Annotated in this window: 18 protein-coding genes; 15 read left to right on the top strand and 3 right to left on the bottom strand. The window is 53.6% G+C overall.

Annotated elements, in window-relative coordinates; all coding sequences use genetic code 11:
• The first annotated feature begins 73 nt into the window (after window positions 1–73).
• The 4 genes from idnD (at window position 74) to idnR (ending at window position 4,317) form a co-directional block, all read left to right on the top strand.
• Window positions 74–1,105, top strand: a complete 1,032-nt coding sequence (gene idnD, locus AC6I8T_RS18125) for an L-idonate 5-dehydrogenase (RefSeq protein ID WP_208724233.1) — start codon at window positions 74–76, stop codon at window positions 1,103–1,105.
• A gap of 9 nt (window positions 1,106–1,114) precedes the next feature.
• Entirely contained in the window at window positions 1,115–1,879 is a 765-nt protein-coding gene (gene idnO, locus AC6I8T_RS18120; RefSeq protein ID WP_021183502.1) for a gluconate 5-dehydrogenase, read from the top strand.
• 70 nt (window positions 1,880–1,949) lie between these two features.
• Window positions 1,950–3,269 carry a gluconate:H+ symporter gene (locus AC6I8T_RS18115; protein ID WP_021183501.1) on the top strand — a complete coding sequence of 440 codons (1,320 nt, stop codon included), beginning with the start codon at window positions 1,950–1,952 and terminating at the stop codon, window positions 3,267–3,269.
• A 28-nt stretch (window positions 3,270–3,297) separates the two neighbouring features.
• Window positions 3,298–4,317: a DNA-binding transcriptional regulator IdnR gene (idnR, locus tag AC6I8T_RS18110; protein WP_208724232.1), complete on the top strand. Its 1,020-nt coding sequence runs from the start codon at window positions 3,298–3,300 to the stop codon at window positions 4,315–4,317.
• Here idnR and AC6I8T_RS18105 read toward each other — a convergent pair.
• Entirely contained in the window at window positions 4,281–5,000 is a 720-nt protein-coding gene (locus tag AC6I8T_RS18105) for a purine nucleoside phosphorylase YfiH/LACC1 family protein (RefSeq protein ID WP_208724231.1), read from the bottom strand. The two genes, idnR and AC6I8T_RS18105, sit on opposite strands and share 37 nt — an antisense overlap.
• A 109-nt stretch (window positions 5,001–5,109) precedes the next feature.
• On the opposite strand from AC6I8T_RS18105, the gene AC6I8T_RS18100 reads away from it, so the two are divergent.
• The 4 genes from AC6I8T_RS18100 to AC6I8T_RS18085 all read left to right on the top strand — a co-directional run bounded on the left by AC6I8T_RS18100 (window position 5,110) and on the right by AC6I8T_RS18085 (window position 10,260).
• On the top strand, window positions 5,110–5,919 hold the full coding sequence (locus AC6I8T_RS18100) for a 5'-nucleotidase, lipoprotein e(P4) family (protein ID WP_036625550.1): 810 nt from the start codon (window positions 5,110–5,112) through the stop codon (window positions 5,917–5,919).
• Window positions 5,920–6,488: 569 nt separating this feature from the next.
• On the top strand, window positions 6,489–7,130 hold the full coding sequence (locus AC6I8T_RS18095; RefSeq protein ID WP_208725585.1) for a carbonic anhydrase: 642 nt from the start codon (window positions 6,489–6,491) through the stop codon (window positions 7,128–7,130).
• A gap of 2 nt (window positions 7,131–7,132) precedes the next feature.
• Window positions 7,133–8,581, top strand: coding sequence for a SulP family inorganic anion transporter (locus AC6I8T_RS18090; RefSeq protein WP_208725584.1), 1,449 nt, complete (start codon window positions 7,133–7,135; stop codon window positions 8,579–8,581).
• Window positions 8,582–8,835: 254 nt separating this feature from the next.
• Window positions 8,836–10,260 (top strand): GGDEF domain-containing protein, encoded by a 1,425-nt coding sequence (locus AC6I8T_RS18085; RefSeq protein WP_208724230.1) that lies wholly within the window; start codon window positions 8,836–8,838, stop codon window positions 10,258–10,260.
• Window positions 10,261–10,263: 3 nt separating this feature from the next.
• Here AC6I8T_RS18085 and ddlA read toward each other — a convergent pair whose 3' ends face one another.
• Window positions 10,264–11,358, bottom strand: a complete 1,095-nt coding sequence (gene ddlA / locus AC6I8T_RS18080) for a D-alanine--D-alanine ligase (protein ID WP_021183493.1) — start codon at window positions 11,356–11,358, stop codon at window positions 10,264–10,266.
• Between the two features lie 181 nt (window positions 11,359–11,539).
• Window positions 11,540–12,970, bottom strand: a complete 1,431-nt coding sequence (locus AC6I8T_RS18075; RefSeq protein ID WP_497834213.1) for an RHS repeat-associated core domain-containing protein — start codon at window positions 12,968–12,970, stop codon at window positions 11,540–11,542.
• Window positions 12,971–13,538: 568 nt separating this feature from the next.
• Between AC6I8T_RS18075 and tssB the strand changes: the two genes are divergently transcribed.
• The 7 genes from tssB to tssH all read left to right on the top strand — a co-directional run bounded on the left by tssB (window position 13,539) and on the right by tssH (window position 22,490).
• Entirely contained in the window at window positions 13,539–14,036 is a 498-nt protein-coding gene (gene tssB, locus AC6I8T_RS18070) for a type VI secretion system contractile sheath small subunit (RefSeq protein WP_021183490.1), read from the top strand.
• Window positions 14,037–14,074: 38 nt separating this feature from the next.
• Window positions 14,075–15,616 carry a type VI secretion system contractile sheath large subunit gene (tssC, locus tag AC6I8T_RS18065; protein ID WP_497834212.1) on the top strand — a complete coding sequence of 514 codons (1,542 nt, stop codon included), beginning with the start codon at window positions 14,075–14,077 and terminating at the stop codon, window positions 15,614–15,616.
• Between the two features lie 15 nt (window positions 15,617–15,631).
• Entirely contained in the window at window positions 15,632–16,972 is a 1,341-nt protein-coding gene (gene tssK, locus AC6I8T_RS18060; protein ID WP_208724227.1) for a type VI secretion system baseplate subunit TssK, read from the top strand.
• Window positions 16,969–17,649: a type VI secretion system protein TssL, short form gene (gene tssL / locus AC6I8T_RS18055; protein ID WP_208724226.1), complete on the top strand. Its 681-nt coding sequence runs from the start codon at window positions 16,969–16,971 to the stop codon at window positions 17,647–17,649. Before tssK ends, tssL begins: the two co-directional genes overlap by 4 nt.
• Window positions 17,646–19,235 carry an OmpA family protein gene (locus AC6I8T_RS18050; RefSeq protein ID WP_497834211.1) on the top strand — a complete coding sequence of 530 codons (1,590 nt, stop codon included), beginning with the start codon at window positions 17,646–17,648 and terminating at the stop codon, window positions 19,233–19,235. The genes tssL and AC6I8T_RS18050 overlap by 4 nt, the downstream gene beginning before the upstream one ends.
• A 5-nt stretch (window positions 19,236–19,240) precedes the next feature.
• Entirely contained in the window at window positions 19,241–19,744 is a 504-nt protein-coding gene (gene tssD / locus AC6I8T_RS18045) for a type VI secretion system tube protein TssD (protein WP_208724224.1), read from the top strand.
• Window positions 19,745–19,865: 121 nt separating this feature from the next.
• Complete coding sequence (gene tssH / locus AC6I8T_RS18040; protein WP_497834210.1) at window positions 19,866–22,490, top strand: type VI secretion system ATPase TssH; 2,625 nt, start codon at window positions 19,866–19,868, stop codon at window positions 22,488–22,490.
• The last annotated feature ends 139 nt before the right edge of the window (window positions 22,491–22,629 follow it).

The raw sequence follows: 22,629 nt of genomic DNA, 5'->3' as shown, positions 1-22,629 counted from the left end.
ATCTTCATCACAGTTTTAACCCCTGTAACCCGGTTTTATGACCCCCATTGCAACACCACTGAATGGGGAAGTTATGAAAATCGAAACGCAATCCTGCGTGATCACCGGAAAACAACAAGTCAGCGTGGCGCAGCAGCAGGTGGAGTGGAACGGCAAAGGCACGCTGGTACGCATTACGCGCGGGGGTATTTGCGGCTCCGACCTGCATTATTATCAGGAAGGTAAAGTCGGTAGCTATGAAGTCAAGATGCCGATGATCCTCGGCCATGAAGTGATTGGTTTTGTGGTGGAAAGTGATGATCCACGCCTGAAGCCGGAACAAAAAGTGGCGGTTAACCCGTCCAAACCTTGCGGTGAATGCAAATATTGCCGCCGTGAGCAGGAAAACCAGTGCGTTTCGATGCGCTTCTTCGGCAGCGCCATGTATGTGCCGCATGTCGATGGCGGGTTTACCCAGTACAAAGTGGTGGACAGCGCGCAGTGCATCCCTTTCCCACAGGACGCAGACGAAAGCGTGATGGTGTTTGCCGAGCCGCTGGCGGTGTGCATCCATGCCACCCACCAGGCAGGCGATCTTACCGGTAAGCATGTGTTTATCTCCGGCGTTGGCCCGATTGGCTGCCTGATCGCCGCAGCGGCCAAAGCGCGTGGTGCGGCATCGATTGTCTGTAGCGATATCAGCGAACGTTCACTGGCGATGGCCCAGCAAATGGGGGCCACTGACGTGATTCATGCCGCCAACGGCGACTTCACCCCTTACCTGGCAGACAAAGGCTACTTTGACGTGTCTTTCGAAGCCTCTGGTCACCCTTCTTCGTTGCAACGCTGCCTCGACGTGACCTGCGCCAAAGGTACTCTCGTGCAGGTGGGTATGGGCGGAGCAATTCCCTCGTTCCCGATTATGCAATTGATTGCTAAAGAGATTAACCTGGTCGGTTCCTTCCGCTTTACCCATGAATTCAATACCGCTGTCGAGTGGCTGGCACAGGGCGTGGTCAAGCCGCTGCCGTTGTTCAGCGGAGCATATGGCTGGCAGGACATTGATGCGGCGTTGCAGTTTGCGGGCGACAAAACCCGGGCGGCAAAAGTCCAGTTAACATTTTAAGGAGATACGATGAGTCAGCTATTTTCCCTCGAAGGTAAACGCGTACTGATCACCGGTTCGGCGCGCGGAATTGGTTTCCTGCTGGCACGCGGTCTGGCGGAAGCGGGTGCAGAAGTGATCGTCAACGCCACCACCCCAGCCGGGGCCGAGCAGGCGGCAGCGAAACTGCGTGACCTTGGCTTGCGTGCTCAGTCGAAAGCCTTTGATGTTACACAATCGGCGCAGGTGCAGCAGGCGGTAGACGAGATTGAAGCCGAGTGGGGCGCCATTGATGTGCTGGTGAACAACGCGGGTATTCAGCGTCGCCGTCCGTTCCTCGAATTCCCTGAGCAGGACTGGAATGACGTGATTGCCGTGAACCAGACCGCGGTATTCCTGGTGTCACAAACGGTGGCGAAGAAGATGGTGGGACGTCAGCAAGGCAAAATCATCAATATCGGTTCGATGCAGAGCGAATTGGGCCGCGACACCATCACGCCGTATGCCGCTTCCAAGGGGGCCGTCACCATGCTGACACGCGGTATGTGCGTTGAGCTGGCGCGTCACAATATCCAGGTCAACGCCATTGCACCGGGCTACTTTGTTACCGAGATGACCCAGGCACTGGCTGACGATCCGGCTTTCACCGGTTGGCTCACCAAACGTACCCCAGCGGCGCGTTGGGGCAAACCTGAGGAGCTGATTGGTGCAGCGGTGTTCCTCTCCTCAAAAGCCTCCGATTTCGTCAATGGTCACTTGCTATTCGTCGATGGCGGTATGCGCGTGGCGGTGTGATGTGACTGGCGCATTCACCAGGGTGCGCCTAAACCTTAATCACCTCTTGTTTCTCTATGGATAATAAAAAATGCCAATAACCATAATCGTTCTGGGCGTGGTTCTCCTGCTGGTTTTAATGATTGTTTTCAAGGTCAACGGCTTTATCGCTCTGGTGTTTGTCTCCGCTGTGGTGGGGATTGCCGAAGGGATGACGCCGCTGAATGTCATGGCGTCGATCCAGAAAGGTATCGGCTCAACGCTGGGCGGGCTGGCGATGATCCTCGGCTTCGGTGCCATGCTTGGGCGGCTGGTGTCGGACACCGGGGCCGCGCAACGGGTCGCGACCACGTTGATTGCCGCCTTCGGGAAGGAGCGACTGCAATGGGCGCTGGTGGTCACCGGGCTGATTGTTGGTCTGGCGATGTTCTATGAAGTGGGCTTTGTGCTGCTGCTGCCGCTGGTGTTCACCATCGTTGCCGCTGCCGGGTTGCCGTTGTTGTATGTCGGTGTGCCGATGGTGGCTGCGCTGTCCGTTACGCACTGCTTCCTGCCGCCGCATCCTGGTCCAACGGCCATCGCCACTATTTTCGGCGCGAACCTCGGCACCACGCTGTTGTACGGCATGATCATCACCATCCCGACGGTCATTGTCGCCGGTCCAATCTTCTCGAAGTTCCTCAAAAGCTTTGAAAAGTCACCGCCGGAAGGGCTGTATAACCCGAAAATCTTCACGGAAGAGGAGATGCCGGGCTTCGGAATCAGTATCTTCGCCGCCGTGATCCCGGTGGTGCTGATGGCGGTCGCTGCGGTGTTTGAATTAACCACGCCGAAAGAGAATCCGCTGCGTCAGTTCTTTGAATTTATCGGCAACCCGGCAGTGGCACTGTTTATCGCCGTGGTCATTGCAGTCTTCACCCTTGGCCTGCGCAATGGGCGCAAGATGGAGCAGGTGATGGATATGTGTGGCGAGTCGATCGCTGCCATCGCCATGATCATCTTTATCATTGCCGGTGGCGGTGCCTTCAAGCAGGTGCTGGTGGATAGCGGCGTGGGTAACTACATCGCCGATATGATGAAAGGCTCCTCGCTGTCTCCGCTGCTGATGTGCTGGACGGTGGCCGCGATGCTGCGTGTCGCGCTCGGTTCTGCCACGGTTGCGGCGATCACCACCGCGGGTATCGTGACGCCAATCATTGCGGCGACTCATGCCGATCCGGCGTTGATGGTGCTGGCGGTCGGATCCGGTAGCGTGATCGCCTCGCACGTTAACGATCCGGGCTTCTGGCTGTTCAAAGGGTATTTCAACCTCAGCGTGGTTGAGACGTTGAAAACCTGGACGGTGATGGAAACGCTGATCTCGATCCTGGGTCTGGCGGGCGTGTTAATCCTTAACGCGTTGATCCACTAAATAATATGGCTGCACAGGGAGGTGAGCTATGACAACAACGTTGCAGGATATTGCCGAGCGGGCGGGCGTTACCCGGATGACCGTCAGCCGTTATCTGCGCACACCGGATAAGGTCGCAGCACAAACCGGCGAGCGTATCGCACGCGCAATGGCTGAGCTTAATTACGATCCCCAACGCCCGGTAGCGATGCCGGGTCATGCACCGGGACGTACCTTGGGGGTGTTGATCCCATCGTTTAAAAATCAGATCTTTGCCGATCTGCTGAGTGGCATCGAACAGGCCACTCGCGCCAGTCACTGTCAAACGCTGATCGCCAACTACAACTATGATCCCCGTAGCGAGGAGGAGCAGGTACGTAACCTGCTTTCCTGGAATATTGACGGCATTATCCTGAGCGATAAGCACCATACGCACCGTACCGTGAAATATCTGCGTGCGGCTAACATCCCGATTGTTGAGGTGATGGATACCCAGGGGCCGTGTCTGGATATGCAGGTGGGTTACAACAACTTCGATGCGGGCTACGACATGACGCGCACGTTGCTTGAACAGGGGCGGCGCTGCATTGTCTATCTCGGCTCGCTGGACGATCGGCGTGATGAGTGTCGGTTTCAGGGCTTTCGTAAAGCCATGCAGGAGCAGAAGTTACGGGCGGCACGTATCAACCCTCGCGCCATGTCATCCCAGCGTCTGGGAGCCACCATGCTGGAACAGGCATTGCGGCTGCACCCTGAACTGGATGCGATTTTCTGCACCAATGACGATTTGTCCCTCGGCGCTTTGTCGTGGTGCCAGCGTCAGGGGATTGCGGTGCCGGATAAGATCGCCATCAGTGGTTTTCACGGCCTGGAGAGCAGCCGTGAAATGTATCCCAGCCTCGCCAGCGTGGTCACGCCACGCTATGAGATTGGCTACCAGGCGGCAGAGCTGCTGCTGAAGAAGATCGCCGATCCGGCGTTCACGGTGGACAGCGTTGATCTTAACTACCAGATTTTTATCGGTGAAACCCTTCAGTCACGGCAGCGGATCCACGAAAAACGTGACTGATAACCGCTGGCGAAATGGGTGTTGTAGCGGTAGCTGGACCCGCTCTCGGCCATACAATAGGTACACATCTCCACCACCTCAATCTGCGCAGCCGGGATACCGCGTTGTTGCAGTAAGCCCCGCGCCAGATGCGGCAAGTCAAACCAGATCCCGTGCTGTTGTGGTTGTGCCTGGGGACGGATAGCACGCAGATTTTTCGGTTGGGTTTCGGACCAGCTCAGGGAGGGCAAACCCGGTTGTGCCTGCATTTCATCCACTAAATTTCTACCCAGTTCGTAGCAGCACGGCCCAATCGCCGGGCCGATGGCGACATGCAGCGTGTTCGTTTGCGCGCCCAACGTGAGTAGACGATCGATGGTGCTGTTCAACACGCCGGACAGCGTGCCTTTCAGGCCAGCATGCACCGCCGCCACCTGGCGACTATGGGTATCGGCAAACAGTACCGGCAAACAATCGGCGGTGTACACCGCCACCGGTCGCGATCCCTCGCCAATCACCGCGTCAGATTCGCAGCTTTTGGGCGGTAGGTTATCGGTCGCCATCACCACGGTCGCGCTATGGCGCTGGTGTCCGTAGGCCGCGTCGTCAGGAGCTGCAACGCCCGCAGGCTGAAAGGCGTACTCCAGCCAGCTCAGCGCATCCAGCAAGGATGAACGTGGAACCTGGAGTGGGTGGTGAGCCATAAGTATCTCCTTTATCTTGCCGATCGCTTTGTACTGCCAACCGCGTTGGTTAACTGCTACATTTTTAACGCTTTACCTAAACTGACCGCAATCGCTTAAGGATGAAATGATGAAAAAAACCACCTGGCTGGCCGCCTCCGGCCTGATGGCATTGGTGCTGACAGGCTGCGCGCAGCCAAACAAACAGCAGGCACAGATGCAGCTTGCCCAGCAATCGGTGCTGGCCGTCAACTGGTTCCAGCAGTCGGGCGAATATCAGGCGCTGAGCTGGCAGGCATTCAATACTGCGCGTATGGCGTTTGATCAGGCCCCTTCGCTGGCGGGTAAGCCGAAAGCGGTGATTGTTGATCTTGACGAAACGATGATTGATAACAGCGCCTACAGCGCGTGGCAGGCGAAGAATGGTCAGCCATTCAGCGGAAAAACCTGGTCTGCCTGGACCCAGGCGCGCCAGGCAACGGCGGTACCGGGAGCGGTCGATTTCGCTAACTACGTGAACAGTCACGGCGGCATCATGTTTTACGTCTCCAACCGTGACCAGAAAGATTACGCCGCGACGGTGGATAACCTGAAGAAACTCGGTTTTACCGGGGTGAGTGAAAAAACGGTGCGACTCAGTACCGGCAGTTCCAACAAACAGGCGCGTTTTGATGCCATCAAAGCGGAAGGCTATAACGTGGTGCTGTACGCCGGGGATAACCTGAATGATTTTGGTGGGGCGACATGGCATCAGGGCAACGCGCAGCGTCAGGCGTTCGTGAGCAGCAACCATCAGCGTTTTGGCACCCAGTTTATCGTCCTGCCTAATCCACTTTATGGTGACTGGGAGAGCGGGATGGCGGAAAACTACAACAAGTTGACGCCAGAACAGCAGTTGCAGGTACGTGAAGCGCGTCTCAAAGCGTGGAACGGTAAATAATTCGTCAGGCAAAAAAGCGCCTGTGATGCGGGCGCTTTTTTATCCGCTTTAGGTCCAGCAATATTTACTTTTCATTGCAACTATTACTCCACTCATTATTTTCCTGATCTCTTGCCACCACAATCGGTCGATAATGGCGTGTTATTCTGCAATAAAGATTATTTTATGGTGAAATCGTCTAATCATAAATTTTATAATTAAGATATTTCCTGGTAAAAATGGTCTGTCTGGTATGGAAGATCGAAAGTCCTGATCAAAGTACGTGTATTTTTTTGTCATTGCATTAAAAACTCACCATTGAAATTAATAAATAACTTTATGATTTTAATGCGTATCATTCGGCGTAACATTGCGGCCATCTCTTGCATAACCTTACATTTCTCTGACGTAAACTGAATCTCAATTTACATTGAGAGGCATTTTGTCGCACGTAGAAATATTCCTGGTGCATAACTACTCTTAAGTGTCTATAACCATTTTCTGTGAGGGATCTTCAGTTTTTCCCCTGAATCAGGTCTTATTCACGGCGTTATTCGCCTGGATGCGATATTCCCGGACATTAAGAGAAGATAATTGTGACGACACTCAAACCCTTATTAGCGAAAAATCGCAGTTGGGCATTACAGCGCCGCCAGCGTAATCCGCACTATTTCGAAAAATATCTTCATCAGCAGAAACCCCATTCCTTGTGGATTGGCTGCTCCGATAGCCGTGTTCCGGCGGAAGTGTTGACTGGCGCACATCCCGGCGAGCTTTTTGTCCATCGCAATATCGCCAATATGGTGGTGCCTGATGACGACAACTTAATGAGCGTATTGCAGTACGCCATTTTCTATCTCGGCGTACAACGCATTGTGTTGTGCGGCCACTACGGCTGTGGCGGGGTGCAGGCCGCGCTGGGACTGCCGGAAAGCACGCTGGCTAAAGAGGATTCGGCGCTGGCGCGCCGCATTGCAGCTCTGCGCCGTGACCTGGCGCAGGGACTGGCGGCGTATCGTGCTGCCGATGCGCACGAAGAGGAGAGCGACAAACTTAACCGTCTGGTGGAGGCCAACGTGCTGGCCCAATTTGCTCAACTGACTGGCAGCGAACCGGTGCGTTCGGCATGGCAGGCCGGTCAGACGCTGGACGTGTTTGGTTGCGTGTATGACCTGCAATCAGGACATCTCAAAGAGTTAATTCAGCAATCTACAGAGGAATCGATACCATGAATCTGCATACCTTGCGCCAGGATATCCCGGCCGGTCTGGTGGTTTTTCTGGTGGCGCTGCCACTCTGTCTCGGTATTGCCCAGGCCAGTGGCCTGCCGCCGTTTGCCGGTCTGCTCACCGGGGTGATTGGGGGGTTGCTGGTCACTGCGTTAAGCCCGTCGCGCTTCGCCGTGAGCGGCCCGGCCGCCGGGTTAGTCACCATTGTGGTGGCGTCAATCGAGACGCTGGGCAGTTTCTCCGCCTTTCTCACCGCATTGATTCTTGCCGGTTTGTTGCAGTGCCTGTTTGGTTTGTTGCGTGCCGGACGTTTTATCGCGCTGGTGCCGGGTAGCGTTATCAAAGGAATGCTGGCCGCGATTGGTATTTTGCTGATTATCCAGCAGATTCCGGTGGCGCTGGGGGCCGCAGGCGATGCGGAGCTGGTGTCGCTGGTCAATGGCGAGTTTGCCTTCTCCACCTCGGCAATGCTGGTGGCGGGCGTTGGCCTGGTGATCCTTTGGTTGTGGACCACGCCTGTCGTCAAGTCGATCAAAGCGTTGAGCTGGATACCGGGGCCGTTGGTGGCGGTACTGGTCGGCTGTCTGGCGACGCTCTTCGGTTTGGCTGGCCTGCCGCGTATTGCCCTGCCGGAGTTTGACAGCATGGCTCAGCTTGCTGCTGAGTTGGAAACCCCGGACTGGCTGGCATGGCGTAATCCGTCGGTGTGGGTGGTGGCGGTGACGCTGGCGCTGGTTGCCAGCCTGGAAACATTGCTCAGTCAGGAGGCGCTGAAAAAGCTGCGTCCACAACATCCGGCACCGTCACCCAATAAAGAGATGTTTGCTCAGGGGGTGGGAAATCTGACCGCCGGTTTACTTGGGGCGATGCCGATCACTGCGGTGATTGTGCGTAGTTCGGTTAACGTCAGCGTGGGTGCACAAACCAAGGTGTCGATTCTGCTGCATGGCGTGCTGCTGCTGATTTGCGGTTTGTGGTTCAGCGATTTACTGAATGCCATCCCACTCGCCAGCCTCGCTGCGGTGTTGTTGTATACCGGGTATAAACTGGCGACGCCACGCTTGTTCATCGAACAAATACGTATGGGTGCGCAGCAATATGTACCTTTCCTCGCCACCATTGGCGGCATCATCGTGTTTGGCATGCTGGCGGGGATTGGCATCGGTATTGCGACCCAGCTTTTGTGTAGCCTCTATCAAAGCCATCGTAATGCGTTGCAACTCACCCGTTATGACGACCATTACGTATTGCGCTTCCAGCAGAATCTGACCTTTATTCACAATCCCAAATTGCAGGGACTACTGGCGGAGATCCCGGAAAATAGCGTGGTGATTGTGGACCACGATAATGCTGAGTATCTCGATCCGGATGTGAAGGCGGTACTCCAGGATTTTGGCGAAAGTGCGGATAAACGTGGCATTCGTCTGAGTCAATGGCCAGTCGCGGTAAAATAGCAATCGGTTAGCCACTGAAATTTGTGTTTTGGCTTAAAAATCGGATATCTCGGATATCCGATTTTTTTGTTTACAGGGCATAATTATCCCGCTTTTCTCCAACATCCTTTAGTACCGGCGATGGATTCAGCCGCAGAGTTGAAGGATGAACACGAGCTTAATTAACGAATCAGATTACTAACTTTTCAGGTTTAATGCCTGCTGATGCCCACCGGCGTATGGCAGCGACTTTCCAGGTTACAGGGTTCAGACGTATGCGCGTTAAGCTGTTTGCAGAGAATAATTTTAAGAAGAATGCTCTCTCACTGTTCCTCATCACGCTTTTCTTCTGCTTTATCGGCAGCCATTTGCGTGTGCCGCAGGAGCTGTCGCTGTTCTGGCCGGTCAACGCGCTGATTGCCGGGTTGATGGTGCGTAATCCTTATCTGCACCGCATCTCCAGTTATGTGGTGTGCTTTGTCGCTATGGTGTTCAACGATACGGTATTTTCAGGCTGGGCGCTGCCTGCGGTCACCCTCAATGTGGCGAATATCCTGTTTATTCTGGTCGCGGTGAGCATGCTGATTAAGCATCTGCTGCCGCCCTCGGCGAATAGCCAGGTGATCAACGCGATGCGTATTTTCCCCGCCTGTTTGTTGGCGGCGCTGGCCTGTGCTACCTGGGGTGCCTGGGCGCAGGAAGTGGATTTCAACGCACGCTTTATTACTGCCTGGGGCGACTGGTTCAGCGAACAATTCTCCACGTCGTTGATGTTGCTGCCGGTATTACTGGCACGCCCGCTGCGTACCGTCCCCTGGCGTTCATTATTGCATCCCGGAAAACTGCTGCCGCTGACGGGCGTGGTGCTGTCGCTCACCATTGGCGCGATGATTGGTGGCGCGGGTAGCCTGACGTTCCCGGTCCCGGCATTGATTTGGTGTGCGATTGTCCTGCCAATCCCCATCACCAGTCTGGTGCTGCTGCTCACGGGCATCACCGAGATTATCCTGGTTTCTCACGGGGTGATGAATATTCAGGGCGATGATGCCTTGTTGCCCATCAGCCATCTGACCTCGGTTCGCCTCGGCGTCGCCACCATCACCATCAGCCCGTTGCTGGTGGCTGTCAGTATGGATGCCATCCGTCAGCTAAACCAACGTTTGTCATTACGCGCCAATTTTGATTTTCTCACCCAGCTGTTATCGCGTTCCGGGTTGTATGAAAATCTGCGCCAGGAGCCATTCTCACCGCAGCGAGCGGCAGGTGTTGTGATGCTGGATGTCGACTATTTCAAAACCATTAATGACAATTTCGGTCATGATGCGGGTGATGGTGTGCTGGAAGAGATCGCTCGCCGCATTCAGGATGTGGTGAATAATCGAGGTCTGGTTTGCCGTTTTGGTGGCGAAGAGTTCGTGGTGGTGGTGTTTGATTACAATCACAGCCAGCTTTATCAACTGGCCGAAGCGATTCGTCAGTCGATGGTCAGAGAGAAATTCTGGTTGCAGGGAAATACCGTCACCGTGACGGCCAGCCTGGGGCTGGCGCTTGGCAATGCAGTGAATGAGCGTGAGTGGCATGGGGTGGTGAACCGCCTGATTTCGGCGGCTGACAAAAATCTTTACCTGTCGAAGCGCAACGGTCGCAATCAAACCTCGCCCGCTGTCGAGCCACGCGCGCTGGTTAACGACGTGGCCTGATAATCACATGCTGCTTTTCAGGGCGCTGCTCTGCTGATGGCGCTCCAGCGCCAGTTCGATCAGCCGGGTGATCAACGAGCGATAATCCAGACCGGCTGCCTGCCAGAGCTTCGGATACATGCTGATGTTGGTGAAACCAGGCAAGGTATTGACTTCATTGACGATGATTTCCCCGCCTTCAGTCAGGAACACATCGACACGCGCCATCCCGCTGCATTCCAGTGCCTGAAACGCTTGCAATGCCACGGCGCGAATCGCTTCGCTATCGTCTGTGCTGATCGTGGCGGGGACAACTACCTGTGCACCGTTCTCGCTGATGTACTTGGTGTCATACGAATAAAACGCATCGTGCACCACCACTTCACCGCAGGGGCTGGCGACCGGCTCATCATTACCCAATACGGCGCATTCAATTTCGCGTCCCTTAATACCTTGCTCAATCAATACCTTGCGATCGAAGGTAAAGGCGAGATCGAGCGCTGCCGCAAACTCTTCGAGACGGCTGACTTTACTGACGCCAACCGAAGAACCCTGATTCGCCGGTTTAATAAACAGCGGCAGGCCAAAACGATCCACCACCGCCTGTGCATCAAGCCGGGCACGTTGCGCCTGAGTGACGCTAATCCAGGGGGCAACCTTAAGACCGGCATCACGCAGCAGACGTTTGGTGAAATCTTTATCCATGCTGACGGCGGAACCCAGTACGCCAGAACCGACAAACGGTAGATTAGCCATGCGCAGCAGGCCTTGTAGCGAGCCATCCTCGCCCAGCGTACCGTGAACAATCGGGAAAATGACATCAACCTGCGACAACGGGTGGGCATTCTGACGCGTGATCAACTGCTGCGATGCCTGGCCGGGCACCAGCGCCACATTCTCGCCAGAGCGATTGAGGGCAATCAGTGAGGGGTTTTCTGCATTTAGCAGAAAGCCGGATGCATCATTCAGATGCCACTCGCCCTGTTTATCGATGCCCAGCAACACCACTTCAAATTTGCTGGTATCAATAGCCTCAAGAATATTTTTGGCTGATTGTAATGACACTTCATGCTCGGCTGATTTACCACCGAAAATGATCCCCACACGTTGTTTTGCCATTGTTTTTTGTCCGATTGCGATAAAGCGAATGGCTAAGATAGCACGGGGTGGTAAGAGGGGAAATCAGATGAGGAGAAGGGCGGATAGCGGCAAAAAAATCCCCTCGAAAGAGGGGATGTGTGATTTATTCAGGCCAGCATCTGGGAAATGATGAATGAACCGTAACGTAGTTAGGTTTCCGTTAATGCGGGTGTGAATGTAACCGTGTGTTTTTGCAACGCCCATCAGGCGCATTGTACTCATGTTTTTTTAGAAGATGGCGTGTTAGAGAAAAGGGATGCCCAGCCTCATAGTCGCAATTCTGGAAGTGGCATTTATAAGGTGTATCACCGGTGTGGGTATTAATATGAATGCTCAATCCACGACGTGTCGAAAAACTTAATCCGCAGTCATCACAACAATAGCGATGCTCTTTGTGACATCGATTGATATGGATCTTAAGTTCAGATAAGGATTTGAACGTTTTTTTGCAACCGCTCTCCTGACAAAAAAAATCTCTTCGTACAGCATGAACTATTCTAATATGCTGGCTTAATTCACCAGAGGTATTAAATCCTCGGTTACACTTTTCACACCGATAATTTCGCAAGTTTTCATGCTTCGCAAGGTGTTGTGCCAGCGCACTCGGATAGAAAAAAGAGCGATTGCAACCAGCCTGATCACAAAAATAGGTTTTATCCCGGGTATGGATATTATAATGTTTCGCCAAACCACTACTGTGAATATAATCCAGTCCACAACCCTCCCAGTCACATTTAAAAGGACGGCCATCAGAATGAATATCTTTCAGATGAGCATGGTAATTTTTCTGTAAGTTGCTTTGGTAATTACAGTTGGCCCACAAGCAAACGTAATTGTGACTGGGAGGGTCAATGATAAAACTTTCATCCAATAGCGATGTTTTATCAATTTTTCCATATAAAGCTCGACCAGTTTTCACATCCCAGTTGGGATTCTTCCATAATTCCTGTTGTTTCCATGCAATAAAGCCCTGTTTATAAGTGATATGCGTTTTATCACTATTTTTGCGAGCCAGACCATCATGATCGTTAAAGGTTTCAGGATTGTTCTCAACCATGGAAAATAGATTAAGCCCGTCAATCCTCCCCGCAGGATCAGGATTCATCCAGCGCATTATCCAGGGGGAATAATATCGATAACCATAATAAACCAGGCCAGTTATGTCGCGCTCTTTACCTGAATAATGAAGGGTTTTATAACATGCTTCTATTTGGCTTCGAGTTAACCAGATGGCTGTTCCGCCGTAAGGATAATATTCTTCGCGGCTGATGACTCCCGCTTCGCCATCAATTTCCAGTGTACTGCTGTGATTCCGATTCTGAATGCTGTGGCGTTGAAGTTGGTTATCGGTCCCTTCAGGCATGCCTGACAACCAGCAGTAGATTCGCAAATTATTGACGGTTATCACCGTTAATTTTTCTTTCTGTCTGGTTCCCGCATAGCGCATACGCATTTCAATTCCTGGCAAATAACGGATGACATGCTGTTGCACCGAATTGGCATTTTTTTGTGACGAGGACTTTAGCACGCGTGTGCCAGGCACGCAGTAACGATACTGCTCACGCTGCATGATATTTCCGTTTGATTGCATTGTACTTTTCTCCATCAGGATGAAAAGCGCAGGATTATAGAAATCATATCCAAAAAATAGTCTTCCCTGATGTCAGGGTTGCAAAAAAAATTCCCCTCGGAAGAGGGGATGCCTAATCTATTCAGGCTAACACCAGGGAAATAATGTCTTAACTATACCAAAGTATAGCTTGCGTAAATGTCGGGTTGATCAAAAAAATGGCAAATAGATTCTGGTGAGTAGTAACAGCAGCAGGATCATGCCGACGATTTCGCTTAATGCTTGCCAGCTACGCGATGGTTTTAACTGGACGGCATTACGTAATGACTTGAAATTTATTGATGTTATTTTTTTCAAGGTAACGAATTATTAATCTGATATTTTTATTTTTTTTCATAAAAAAATATGAAAATTCCTGGTATTTAATTGCACGAAACTGTTTATTGCCAGCCTTTTTTTCTGCGATACATGCCGAAATATGTAATTTCAGGCGTTGCATTCCTTCAGAACTCTCATTTATATTGCGCAAGAATTACACACGGAAAGATTTGTCCTGCCATTTTCCCTGCCATTTTTACAAGGAGTAAATATGAGCAATTCTTATCAAAATGAGATCCCGAAGGCGCGAGTCAATATCAAACTGGACCTACATACAGGGGGGAGCCAGAAGAAAGTTGAACTGCCACTTAAGTTATTGGTTACGGGGGATTTTAGTCATGGTCAGGAAACTCGCCTGATTTCTGAACGAGAAAAAGTCGAAGTTAACAAAAACAATTTCAACAATGTACTGGCGGAGTTTTCGCCTGCCATCAATCTGAATGTACCGGATACACTTGCCGCTGACGGCAGCGAACAGTGGCTGAACCTGACTTTCCGCGAGATCAGCGACTTTGAACCGGAACAGGTTGCCCGCCAAATCCCGCAACTTAAAGCGATGCTCGCGATGCGCAATTTGTTGCGCGACCTTAAATCCAACCTGCTCGATAACGTTACCTTCCGCAAAGAATTTGAAGCCATCCTGAAAGATCCCGCGCTGAGCGATGAATTGCGCGCTGAACTGACCTCCCTGGTGCCAGAAAAGGCCTAATCACCCGTCATTTAATGGATTAATACGAGAGAATAGTCATGCCTGCAAAGAATGAAACTGCTACTGGCGGTCAAACGACTGTGCTTGAAAGACCAGCTTCGGCCGGTATTTATAACTCCCTGTTCGAAAAAATTAATCTCAATCCGGTGTCGCAACTTCGTGAGTTAGACATCTGGCAGGACAATCAGGCAATGTCCGATGCCAGTGCGGATGAACGCGTTACCGCAGCGATGCAGGTGCTACTGGAATGCCTGAAACAACATGGTTCGAAAGTTGAGAAGCTCGACAAAACGTTGCTGGATCTCCACATTGCACACCTTGATCAACAAATCAGTCGCCAGCTTGACCTGGTAATGCATCACCCCGTTTTTCAGCAAGTTGAGTCCACCTGGCGTGGTCTGAAATCTTTGGTTGATAAGGCCGATTTTCGCCAGAACGTCAAAATTGCCCTACTGGACCTTTCCAAAGAAGCTCTGCGTCAGGATTTTGAAGATTCACCGGAGATTATCCAGAGCGGCCTCTATCTGCAAACATATGTCAGCGAGTATGACACTCCCGGTGGTGAACCCATTGCGGCGATGATCTCGGCGTGGGAGTTTGATGCTTCCGCCCAGGATATTGCCCTGTTGCGTAATATCGCCAGGGTGGCGGCCTCGGCACATATGCCATTTATCGGTTCCGTCGGCCCGGCATTTTTCCTGAAAGAAAATATGGAAGAGGTCGCCGCCATTAAGGATATCGGCAATTACTTCGACCGCGCCGAGTACATCAAGTGGAAGTCCTTCCGGGAAAGTGATGATGCGCGTTATATCGGCCTGACTATGCCCCGTGTGCTGGGACGTCTGCCTTATGGTCCGGATACCGTGCCGGTGCGTAGCTTTAACTACGTCGAGGAGGTGAAAGGCCCGGATCATGATAAATATCTGTGGATTAACGCGTCCTTCGCCTTTGCCGCCAACATGGTGCGCAGTTTTATCCACAATGGTTGGTGTGTACAAATTCGCGGCCCACAGGCGGGTGGTGCAGTACAGGACTTACCTATCCACCTCTACGATCTTGGCACGGGTAATCAGGTAAAAATACCTTCCGAAGTGATGATCCCGGAAACCCGTGAATTTGAGTTTGCCAATCTCGGCTTTATTCCGCTGAGCTACTACAAAAACCGCGATTATGCCTGCTTTTTCTCGGCTAATTCGACGCAAAAGCCGGTTCAGTATGACACTGCCGATGCCACCGCCAACAGCCGCATCAACGCACGACTGCCTTACATTTTTCTGCTATCGCGAATTGCGCACTATCTGAAGATGATCCAGCGTGAAAATATCGGTACCACCAAGGATCGACGTCTGCTGGAGATGGAGTTGAACACCTGGGTACGTAGCCTGGTCACGGAGATGACTGATCCCGGCGATGATCTTCAGGCATCGCACCCCCTGCGCGACGCTCGGGTGGTGGTGGAAGACATTGAAGATAACCCCGGCTTTTTCCGCGTGAAGTTGTTCGCGGTGCCGCATTTCCAGGTGGAAGGCATGGATGTCAACCTGTCGCTGGTTTCACAGATGCCAAAAGCGAAATCGTAAGGGTGGTAATCAGGGATGAAAACCGAACAACCGCTGTGGGGGCGGGGGGTGATGATCTCGCCCCAGCATTTCCAACAGCAGACGGCCTGGATGGATTGGCGCAGTGAGTGTCTGGCAAACATGGGGCTCAATCATCCCTGGGGGGTATTTCAGGCTGAGTTTGAACTGGAATCGCTAAGGCAGGGTCGGCTTCAGCCCCGGCATCTGCGGGTCCGTTTTCGCGATGGAACGTTGATTGATACGCAAAATGCCGATCCACTCCCTCCGACACTGACATTGAGTTCTGAGCACAAGGAGGGGGTCGTGGTGCTGGCGCTCCCGCAAATGTACGCCAACGGCGGCAATTGTCTGCAACCCGATCAGGTGGCGGAACGTCCGGTGCGTTTTCGTCAGCACTGGCGCGACATTCGCAATCTGTTTGGTGATGACTCAAAACAGATTGCCGTGTTGCATCCGGAGCTGGCGCTGCGCTTTGCCCATCAGGACAACAGCGATTGGTTGACCTGTCCACTGGTGCGTCTGCAACGGGATGCGCAGGGAACCTGGACAATTGACAGTCAGTTTCTTCCCCCGCTGCTGGTGATGAGTGGACATTGCGGGTTAATGACTTCTCTGGAACAACTGATGACGCAGCTGCGTGCGCGGCTGGCTCGTCTGATGGGGATGCGTCGTGAAAGCAACCAGCGTATGGCTGATTTCGCTGTCGCAGATGTGTCGTTGTTCTGGTTGTTAAATGCGTTGAACAGCGCTGAGCCGGTACTGGCAAATTTCTTGCGCTATCCGCAAAGCGCGCCAGAGCGGTTATATCCGGAACTGGCACGGCTGGCAGGTAGTTTGCTGACATTTTCCCTTGAGCACCAGGTCAACGCGATACCTTGCTATCAGCATGATGATCTCAACAATGTATTTCCGCCGTTATTGAGGCTGCTTTCCCAGCTGCTGGAAGCCAGCCTGCCTTCACGCGTGGTGGCGATTGAGATGAGCCATGATCGCAGGCTGCGCCAGTGGCGTGCTCGCCTCAATGATCCTCGTTTGCGTGAAGAGGCGGATTTCTATCTTTCCGTACGCTCACCCTTACCCGTGGTGCAACTTCAGGAACAGGTTCCACGTCAGTGCAAAGTGGGTAGCCCGGATGATGTTGTCAGCCTGGTGAACACTTCACAGTTGGGGGTTCCACTCCAGCCATTGAGCCATGTTCCAGCCGCCATTCCGTTGCGGCTGGAAAATCAATATTTCTCACTCGACCTGTCGCATCCGGCAGCACGCGCGATGCTGGAGAGCGGCTGCTGCATGTTTTACGTCCCCGGTACCCTGGGGGACCCGGAACTTGAACTCTTTGCGGTACTAAGAACATGAGTGACAACCAACTGGAAAGTCCCGTGGATATTGATGCACTGATGCTGAACTGCTGGCTCCAGGTCATCGGTCTTCGGCATCAGCCACAATTCAGGGAGGGAGAGGGCAAAGCGTTATGGCAGCGTTGCGTGACTGACATCGAGCGGGTTCAGAAAGTCCTGCGTAATGCAGGCGTCAGTGACGAAAGCCGTCACGATATCCTGCGCGCGCATTGTGCATTACTCGATGAAGCGGTCAAGGGGCGTGGCGTGCAGGATGATGCCTGCACGCAGTGGTATCACCTGCCGCTTCAGGGGCACTTTCTGCATACCATCGATGCCGGTGAAACGTTGTGTGACCGGATGCGGCAGGTACTTAGCCAGCCCGCTGCGGATGCTCAGGTAGTGAAGTGCTTTCATCGGGTGATGTTGTTGGGATTCCTTGGCGGCTATCCGTCGCTGGACGTTACGGAGCGTCAAAACCTGATCGGGGCGCTCAATGAACGTGTTCCCCCTTGCTCGCTCACCACTGATCAGCCTCTGTTGGTTGGGGCTGGCAGCGGTTTGTCGCAGGGCGTGTTGAGCCACTGGCCGGTTCGCCTGGGAATTGCCGCGCTGCTGTTGTTGGCTTTGTGGTGGGGGCTGGATCGCTGGCTGGATCAACTGATAGCGACACTGCTGCCCGAGGTGAAAGGATGAAGTCTGCACTTCAGCGTTGGAAGATGTGGTGGGCTGCTTTCCGTCGCCCTCTACATTCTGCTCCGTCATTCAGTAAGGCTTTGCCAGACGCGGACTATCGCCTGCCGGTGGTGCTGTCTTGCGGCGATGACGCAGAGGGCTGGCCGCAGGGAGAATTTGTCCGACTCGTGCCACAGGGGTGCTGGATACGCATCATGGCCAGCAGCGAGCTCCAGCATGTTTTGCGTCAGTTGCTGCAATGTCGTCCTGGCTGGGGTGGGCAGATTGCCGTCTGTATCAGCGTTAATCCGCAGCAGCATACACAACACTCAGCGCTGGAAAACCAGCTTCATGAATTACGTTGGCAAATTGGTGTGCTGCGGCGTGAAACGCGGCAGGCGTTGCCGTTGCTGATAACCATCAGAGTGGCGGGCAACGTCACGCTGACGGCAACTCCTCTGTGGCAAGTTACGACCTCAGAGGCGGGAACGCAGATCTGGTACCAGGGACAGGCACCACAATCCATCGAGCAGTGGTTAGCAAAGGCGGATAGCACCGTGCTACAGCAGCAGGTGCTGTTTAACTCGGTGGAGCGCGGTTTCGGCCAGCAGGTGCGCCAGATCTTTACTGCGCAGCATCCGGATGTTGATGCAGTGCCACCTTATGCCATCCTCAGCGCGCTGCAATCCGCGCTGGTGCAGGAACAGCCGGATTCACTTTGGCGGCAATGGCTGTCCAGGCACACCGCCTTGCAGTCGGTTGCTGGCTGGTCGGCAAACCAGGATGAGTATGCCCAACCTGATTTCTTCCTACCCTTGTTACCTCGCGGGCAGGGCTTTACCCCTTTTCGCCGGGCGCTGCCGGTTGTCCTGACGGGCTTGTTTGTTTCCGCGATCATCGCGATGAGTTGCAGCGCATGGCACAACCAGTCGCTTATCCGTCGTATCGCGTTTGATCTCGCCAGTTACCAGGCTATTGCCATGACTGAGGTAGCGCCAAAAGCGGCGGCAGTTGCGGTACTGAGAGAGGATGCTGCTCAGCTGAACCACTGGGCTCGACAGGGGGCACCTTTGTATCTGGGACTGGGGCTGTATCGTGGTGAGCGTCTGCACCTGCCCGTCTTGAATGCTATCCGTAGCTGGCAGCCTTCTCCATTGCATCCACATCAGCCTGAACCCCAACCGACGATTGCCCAGCTTGACAGCCTGGCTTTGTTTGATTCTGGCAAAGCAGAGCTGAAGTCGGGCTCTACCAAAGTACTGATTAATGCCCTGATTGGCATTCGAGCCAGACCGGGCTGGCTGATTGTGATCAGCGGCCATACCGACAATACCGGCGATCCCGGATTTAATCAGCAGCTTTCACTGAAACGTGCCGAAGCCGTGCGTAACTGGATGCGGGACACCGGTGCTATAGCGGAGAGCTGCTTTGCGGTGCAGGGATACGGTGTCAGTCGTCCTCTTGCTACCAACGATACCTCGGAGGGGCGCGCGACCAACCGGCGTGTCGAAATCCATCTGGTGCCGCAGGCAGATGCCTGTCAGGTGCCAGATGACACCCTGCTGTCATCACGGGATGGTGACGGTAATCAACACTTAACGGAGTGAAAATTATGGCGATTCCAGTTTATCTGTGGCTGAAGGACGATGGCGGCGGGGCGATTAAAGGCTCGGTCGAGGCTGAAAACCGTGAAGGAAGCATTGAGGTGGTTGCAATGAAACATCAGGTGCATATCCCCACCGATGACAACACCGGCAAGGTGACAGGCACACGTATCCATGCGCCATTGCAGTTTACCAAAGCGATCGACTCCTCCAGCCCCTATCTCTATAAGGCAGTGACTACCGGCCAGACGCTGGACAGTGCTGAACTGAAATATTACCTCATCGATAGTGGTGGGAACGAAGTGGAGTACTTCAACATCAAGCTGGAAAAAGTAAAGGTGGTGAAGGTGAGTCCACTGATGCATGACATCAAAGACACCACCAAAGAGAAGCGTAATCACCTGGAAGAGATTGAGCTGCGCTACGAGAAAATCACCTGGAACTATAAAGACGGCAACCTTGTTCATTCTGATGAGTGGAATGCGCGACCTGTCGCGGTTGCGGCTGGCTAACCAGCGCGGGCGGCATTGCCGCCCGCTTTTATTCTGCTCGGCAAACAACACCGGAAGTTAACACCTGATGGGCATGGGTTACGGCCAGGGGCGGTAGCGTGCCTGAATTGGAGAAAGAGATATGGAACATCAATCCGCCGTTTTGTTGCGACGCCTCAATCCCTTCTGCGCGCGAGCCCTCGAGGCTGCGGCCTGTTTATGTCAGACGCGAACCCACGCAGAGATCACGCCTGAACACTGGCTGCTGAAGTTACTGGAGGCAGGTGAAGGTGATCTGACGGTGATCGCCCGTCGTTATGCATGGGATTTGGATGCCATCTGGCAATCTTTGTTGCGGTATCTGGATACTCTGCCTCGTACCGTACGCAGCAATCCCTCGCTTTCAGCTCGCTTGCAAACATTGCTGAAGCAGAGCTGGTTGTGTGCTTCGCTGGAAAATGAAAGCACTCAGATTCGCACGCTCCATGTGTTGATGGCGATCGTGGATACCCCAGCGCTGTTGGTGTGTGATGAACTCTGGCCGCTACTGACATTGGGTAAAACTCAGCTTGATCGCTTGTGCCCACTGCTTGAAGAACAGTCCGATGAGCGGGTCAGACCGCCTGAGATTTTTAGTGCCGCAGCGGCATTGCCTGCTCCCGGTGTAAAACACGATGCACATCAGGCGGTGCTGGATCGTTTTACCCTTGATCTCACGGCCCGCGCCCGCGCTGGCCATATCGATCCGGTATTTGGGCGTGACAATGAAATCCGTCAGATGGTGGATATCCTCGCTCGCCGACGCAAAAACAATCCGATTCTGGTGGGGGAACCTGGCGTGGGTAAAACCGCGCTGGTGGAGGGGCTGGCGCTGCGTATCGTGCAGGGAAACGTACCGGATAGCCTGAAGTCAGTTAGCGTTCGTACTCTTGATGCGGGCCTGCTCCAGGCGGGGGCGGGTGTAAAAGGTGAGTTTGAACAACGGCTGAAAAATATCATTGCGGCAGTACAGCAGGCAACCAGCCCGGTGCTGCTGTTTATTGATGAAGCCCATACCCTGATCGGCGCAGGCAATCCGGCGGGTAGCGTCGATGCTGCCAATCTGCTGAAACCGGCACTGGCAAGGGGGGAACTCCGCACTATCGCGGCCACTACCTGGAGTGAATACAAACAATATTTCGAACGTGATGCAGCATTGGAACGGCGTTTTCAACGTGTGCAGGTTGATGAGCCAGATGATGAAACCGCTTGCCTGATGCTACGCGGCCTGAAACCCCGCTATGCACAACACCACGGCGTCTACATTTCAGACGAGGCGGTGCGTGCTGCGGTGGCCCTGTCGCGGCGTTATTTGACGGGCCGCCAACTGCCGGATAAAGCCGTTGATCTGCTGGACACCGCCAGTGCGCGGGTACGCATGAGCCTGGACACTGTGCCGGAATCGCTGGTACGACTCAGAACGCAAATTGTCGCGCTTGAGATCGAACAACAAGCATTGCTGGAGGATTGTGCTGTCGGCCATTATGACGGCAACAATCGCCTGGCGGAGACCCGGCAGCTTATCCGCCAGCACAATGACGATCTGGCTGTGCTGGAAACGCGATATCAACAGGAAAAAAAACTAACGGAACAGCTGCTGGCTTGCCGCAGCGATCCTTCCCGCGAACAGGAGATTGCCGCGCTACAGGATGAGCTGATTAAGGTTCAGCAGACTGCACCACTGCTGGCGCTCGATGTGGACGCACGCACGGTGGCGAATGTCGTCGCTGACTGGACCGGCATCCCGCTCTCCTCACTAATGAAAGACGAGCAGAGTGAGTTGCTGATGCTGGACACCGTGCTGGCTCAGCGCATTGTTGGACAAGATCACGCGCTGCATGCAATTGCACAACGGTTGCGGGCAACCAAAACCGGCCTCGCGGCGGAAAATGGCCCACAAGGGGTATTTCTGCTGGTGGGTAGCAGCGGCACCGGAAAAACCGAAACCGCCCGGGCGCTGGCGGATACCCTTTACGGTGGTCAGCGCTCGCTTATCACCCTCAACTTCAGCGAATATCAGGAAGCGCACACTGTCAGTCAGCTTAAGGGTTCACCTCCGGGATACGTCGGTTATGGTCAGGGCGGTATCCTTACGGAAGCGGTACGTAAGCGTCCCTATAGCGTGGTGCTGCTGGATGAAGTGGAAAAAGCGCACCCTGATGTGTTGAACCTGTTTTATCAGGTATTCGATCGCGGAGTTATGCGCGACGGTGAAGGTCGCGAGATCGATTTTCGCAATACCGTTATCCTGATGACCTCTAATCTCGGCAGCGATCCACTGATGCAACTCCTGGAGGAGCATCCCGACATCAGCGATGCTGAGCTACAGGAACGGTTACGTCCACTGCTGCGTGACCATTTCCAGCCAGCCCTGCTGGCACGCTTCCAGACGGTGATCTACCGGCCACTCACACCGGCAGCGATGCGCACCATCGTTGCCATGAAGTTGGACCTGGTCAGCCAACGCCTGGCTCAACACTATGGCGTCTGTACCAGGCTTGAAGAAAACCTGTATGACGCCCTCACCTCCGCCTGCCTGCTGCCGGATAGCGGCGCACGTAATATCGACAATCTGCTGAACCAACAGATTCTCCCGGTACTAAGCCAACAACTACTGACGCTGATCGCTGCCGGGCATAAAACCACCGTCCTGAAGCTGGGCTGGGATATTGAGCAGGGCATTGTGCTGTCTTTGGAAGATCAGAGCGTTGGTGTGGCTGGTGGATAAGCATGGCTACATTCACCCGCTGCGTAAAACGATACCTGTGCTGAACAGCGTAATACTCGCTGCCGATTAGAGACCCCTTAAGGATGGAGGAGCCGAAAGTATGTCCGAAATAATCCGTCGTATTTCTTGTGCCGCTTTT

The organism is Pantoea sp. X-Soil-OKNW-556 (assembly GCF_059730695.1).
This window is presented reverse-complemented; position numbering and strand designations above follow the sequence as displayed.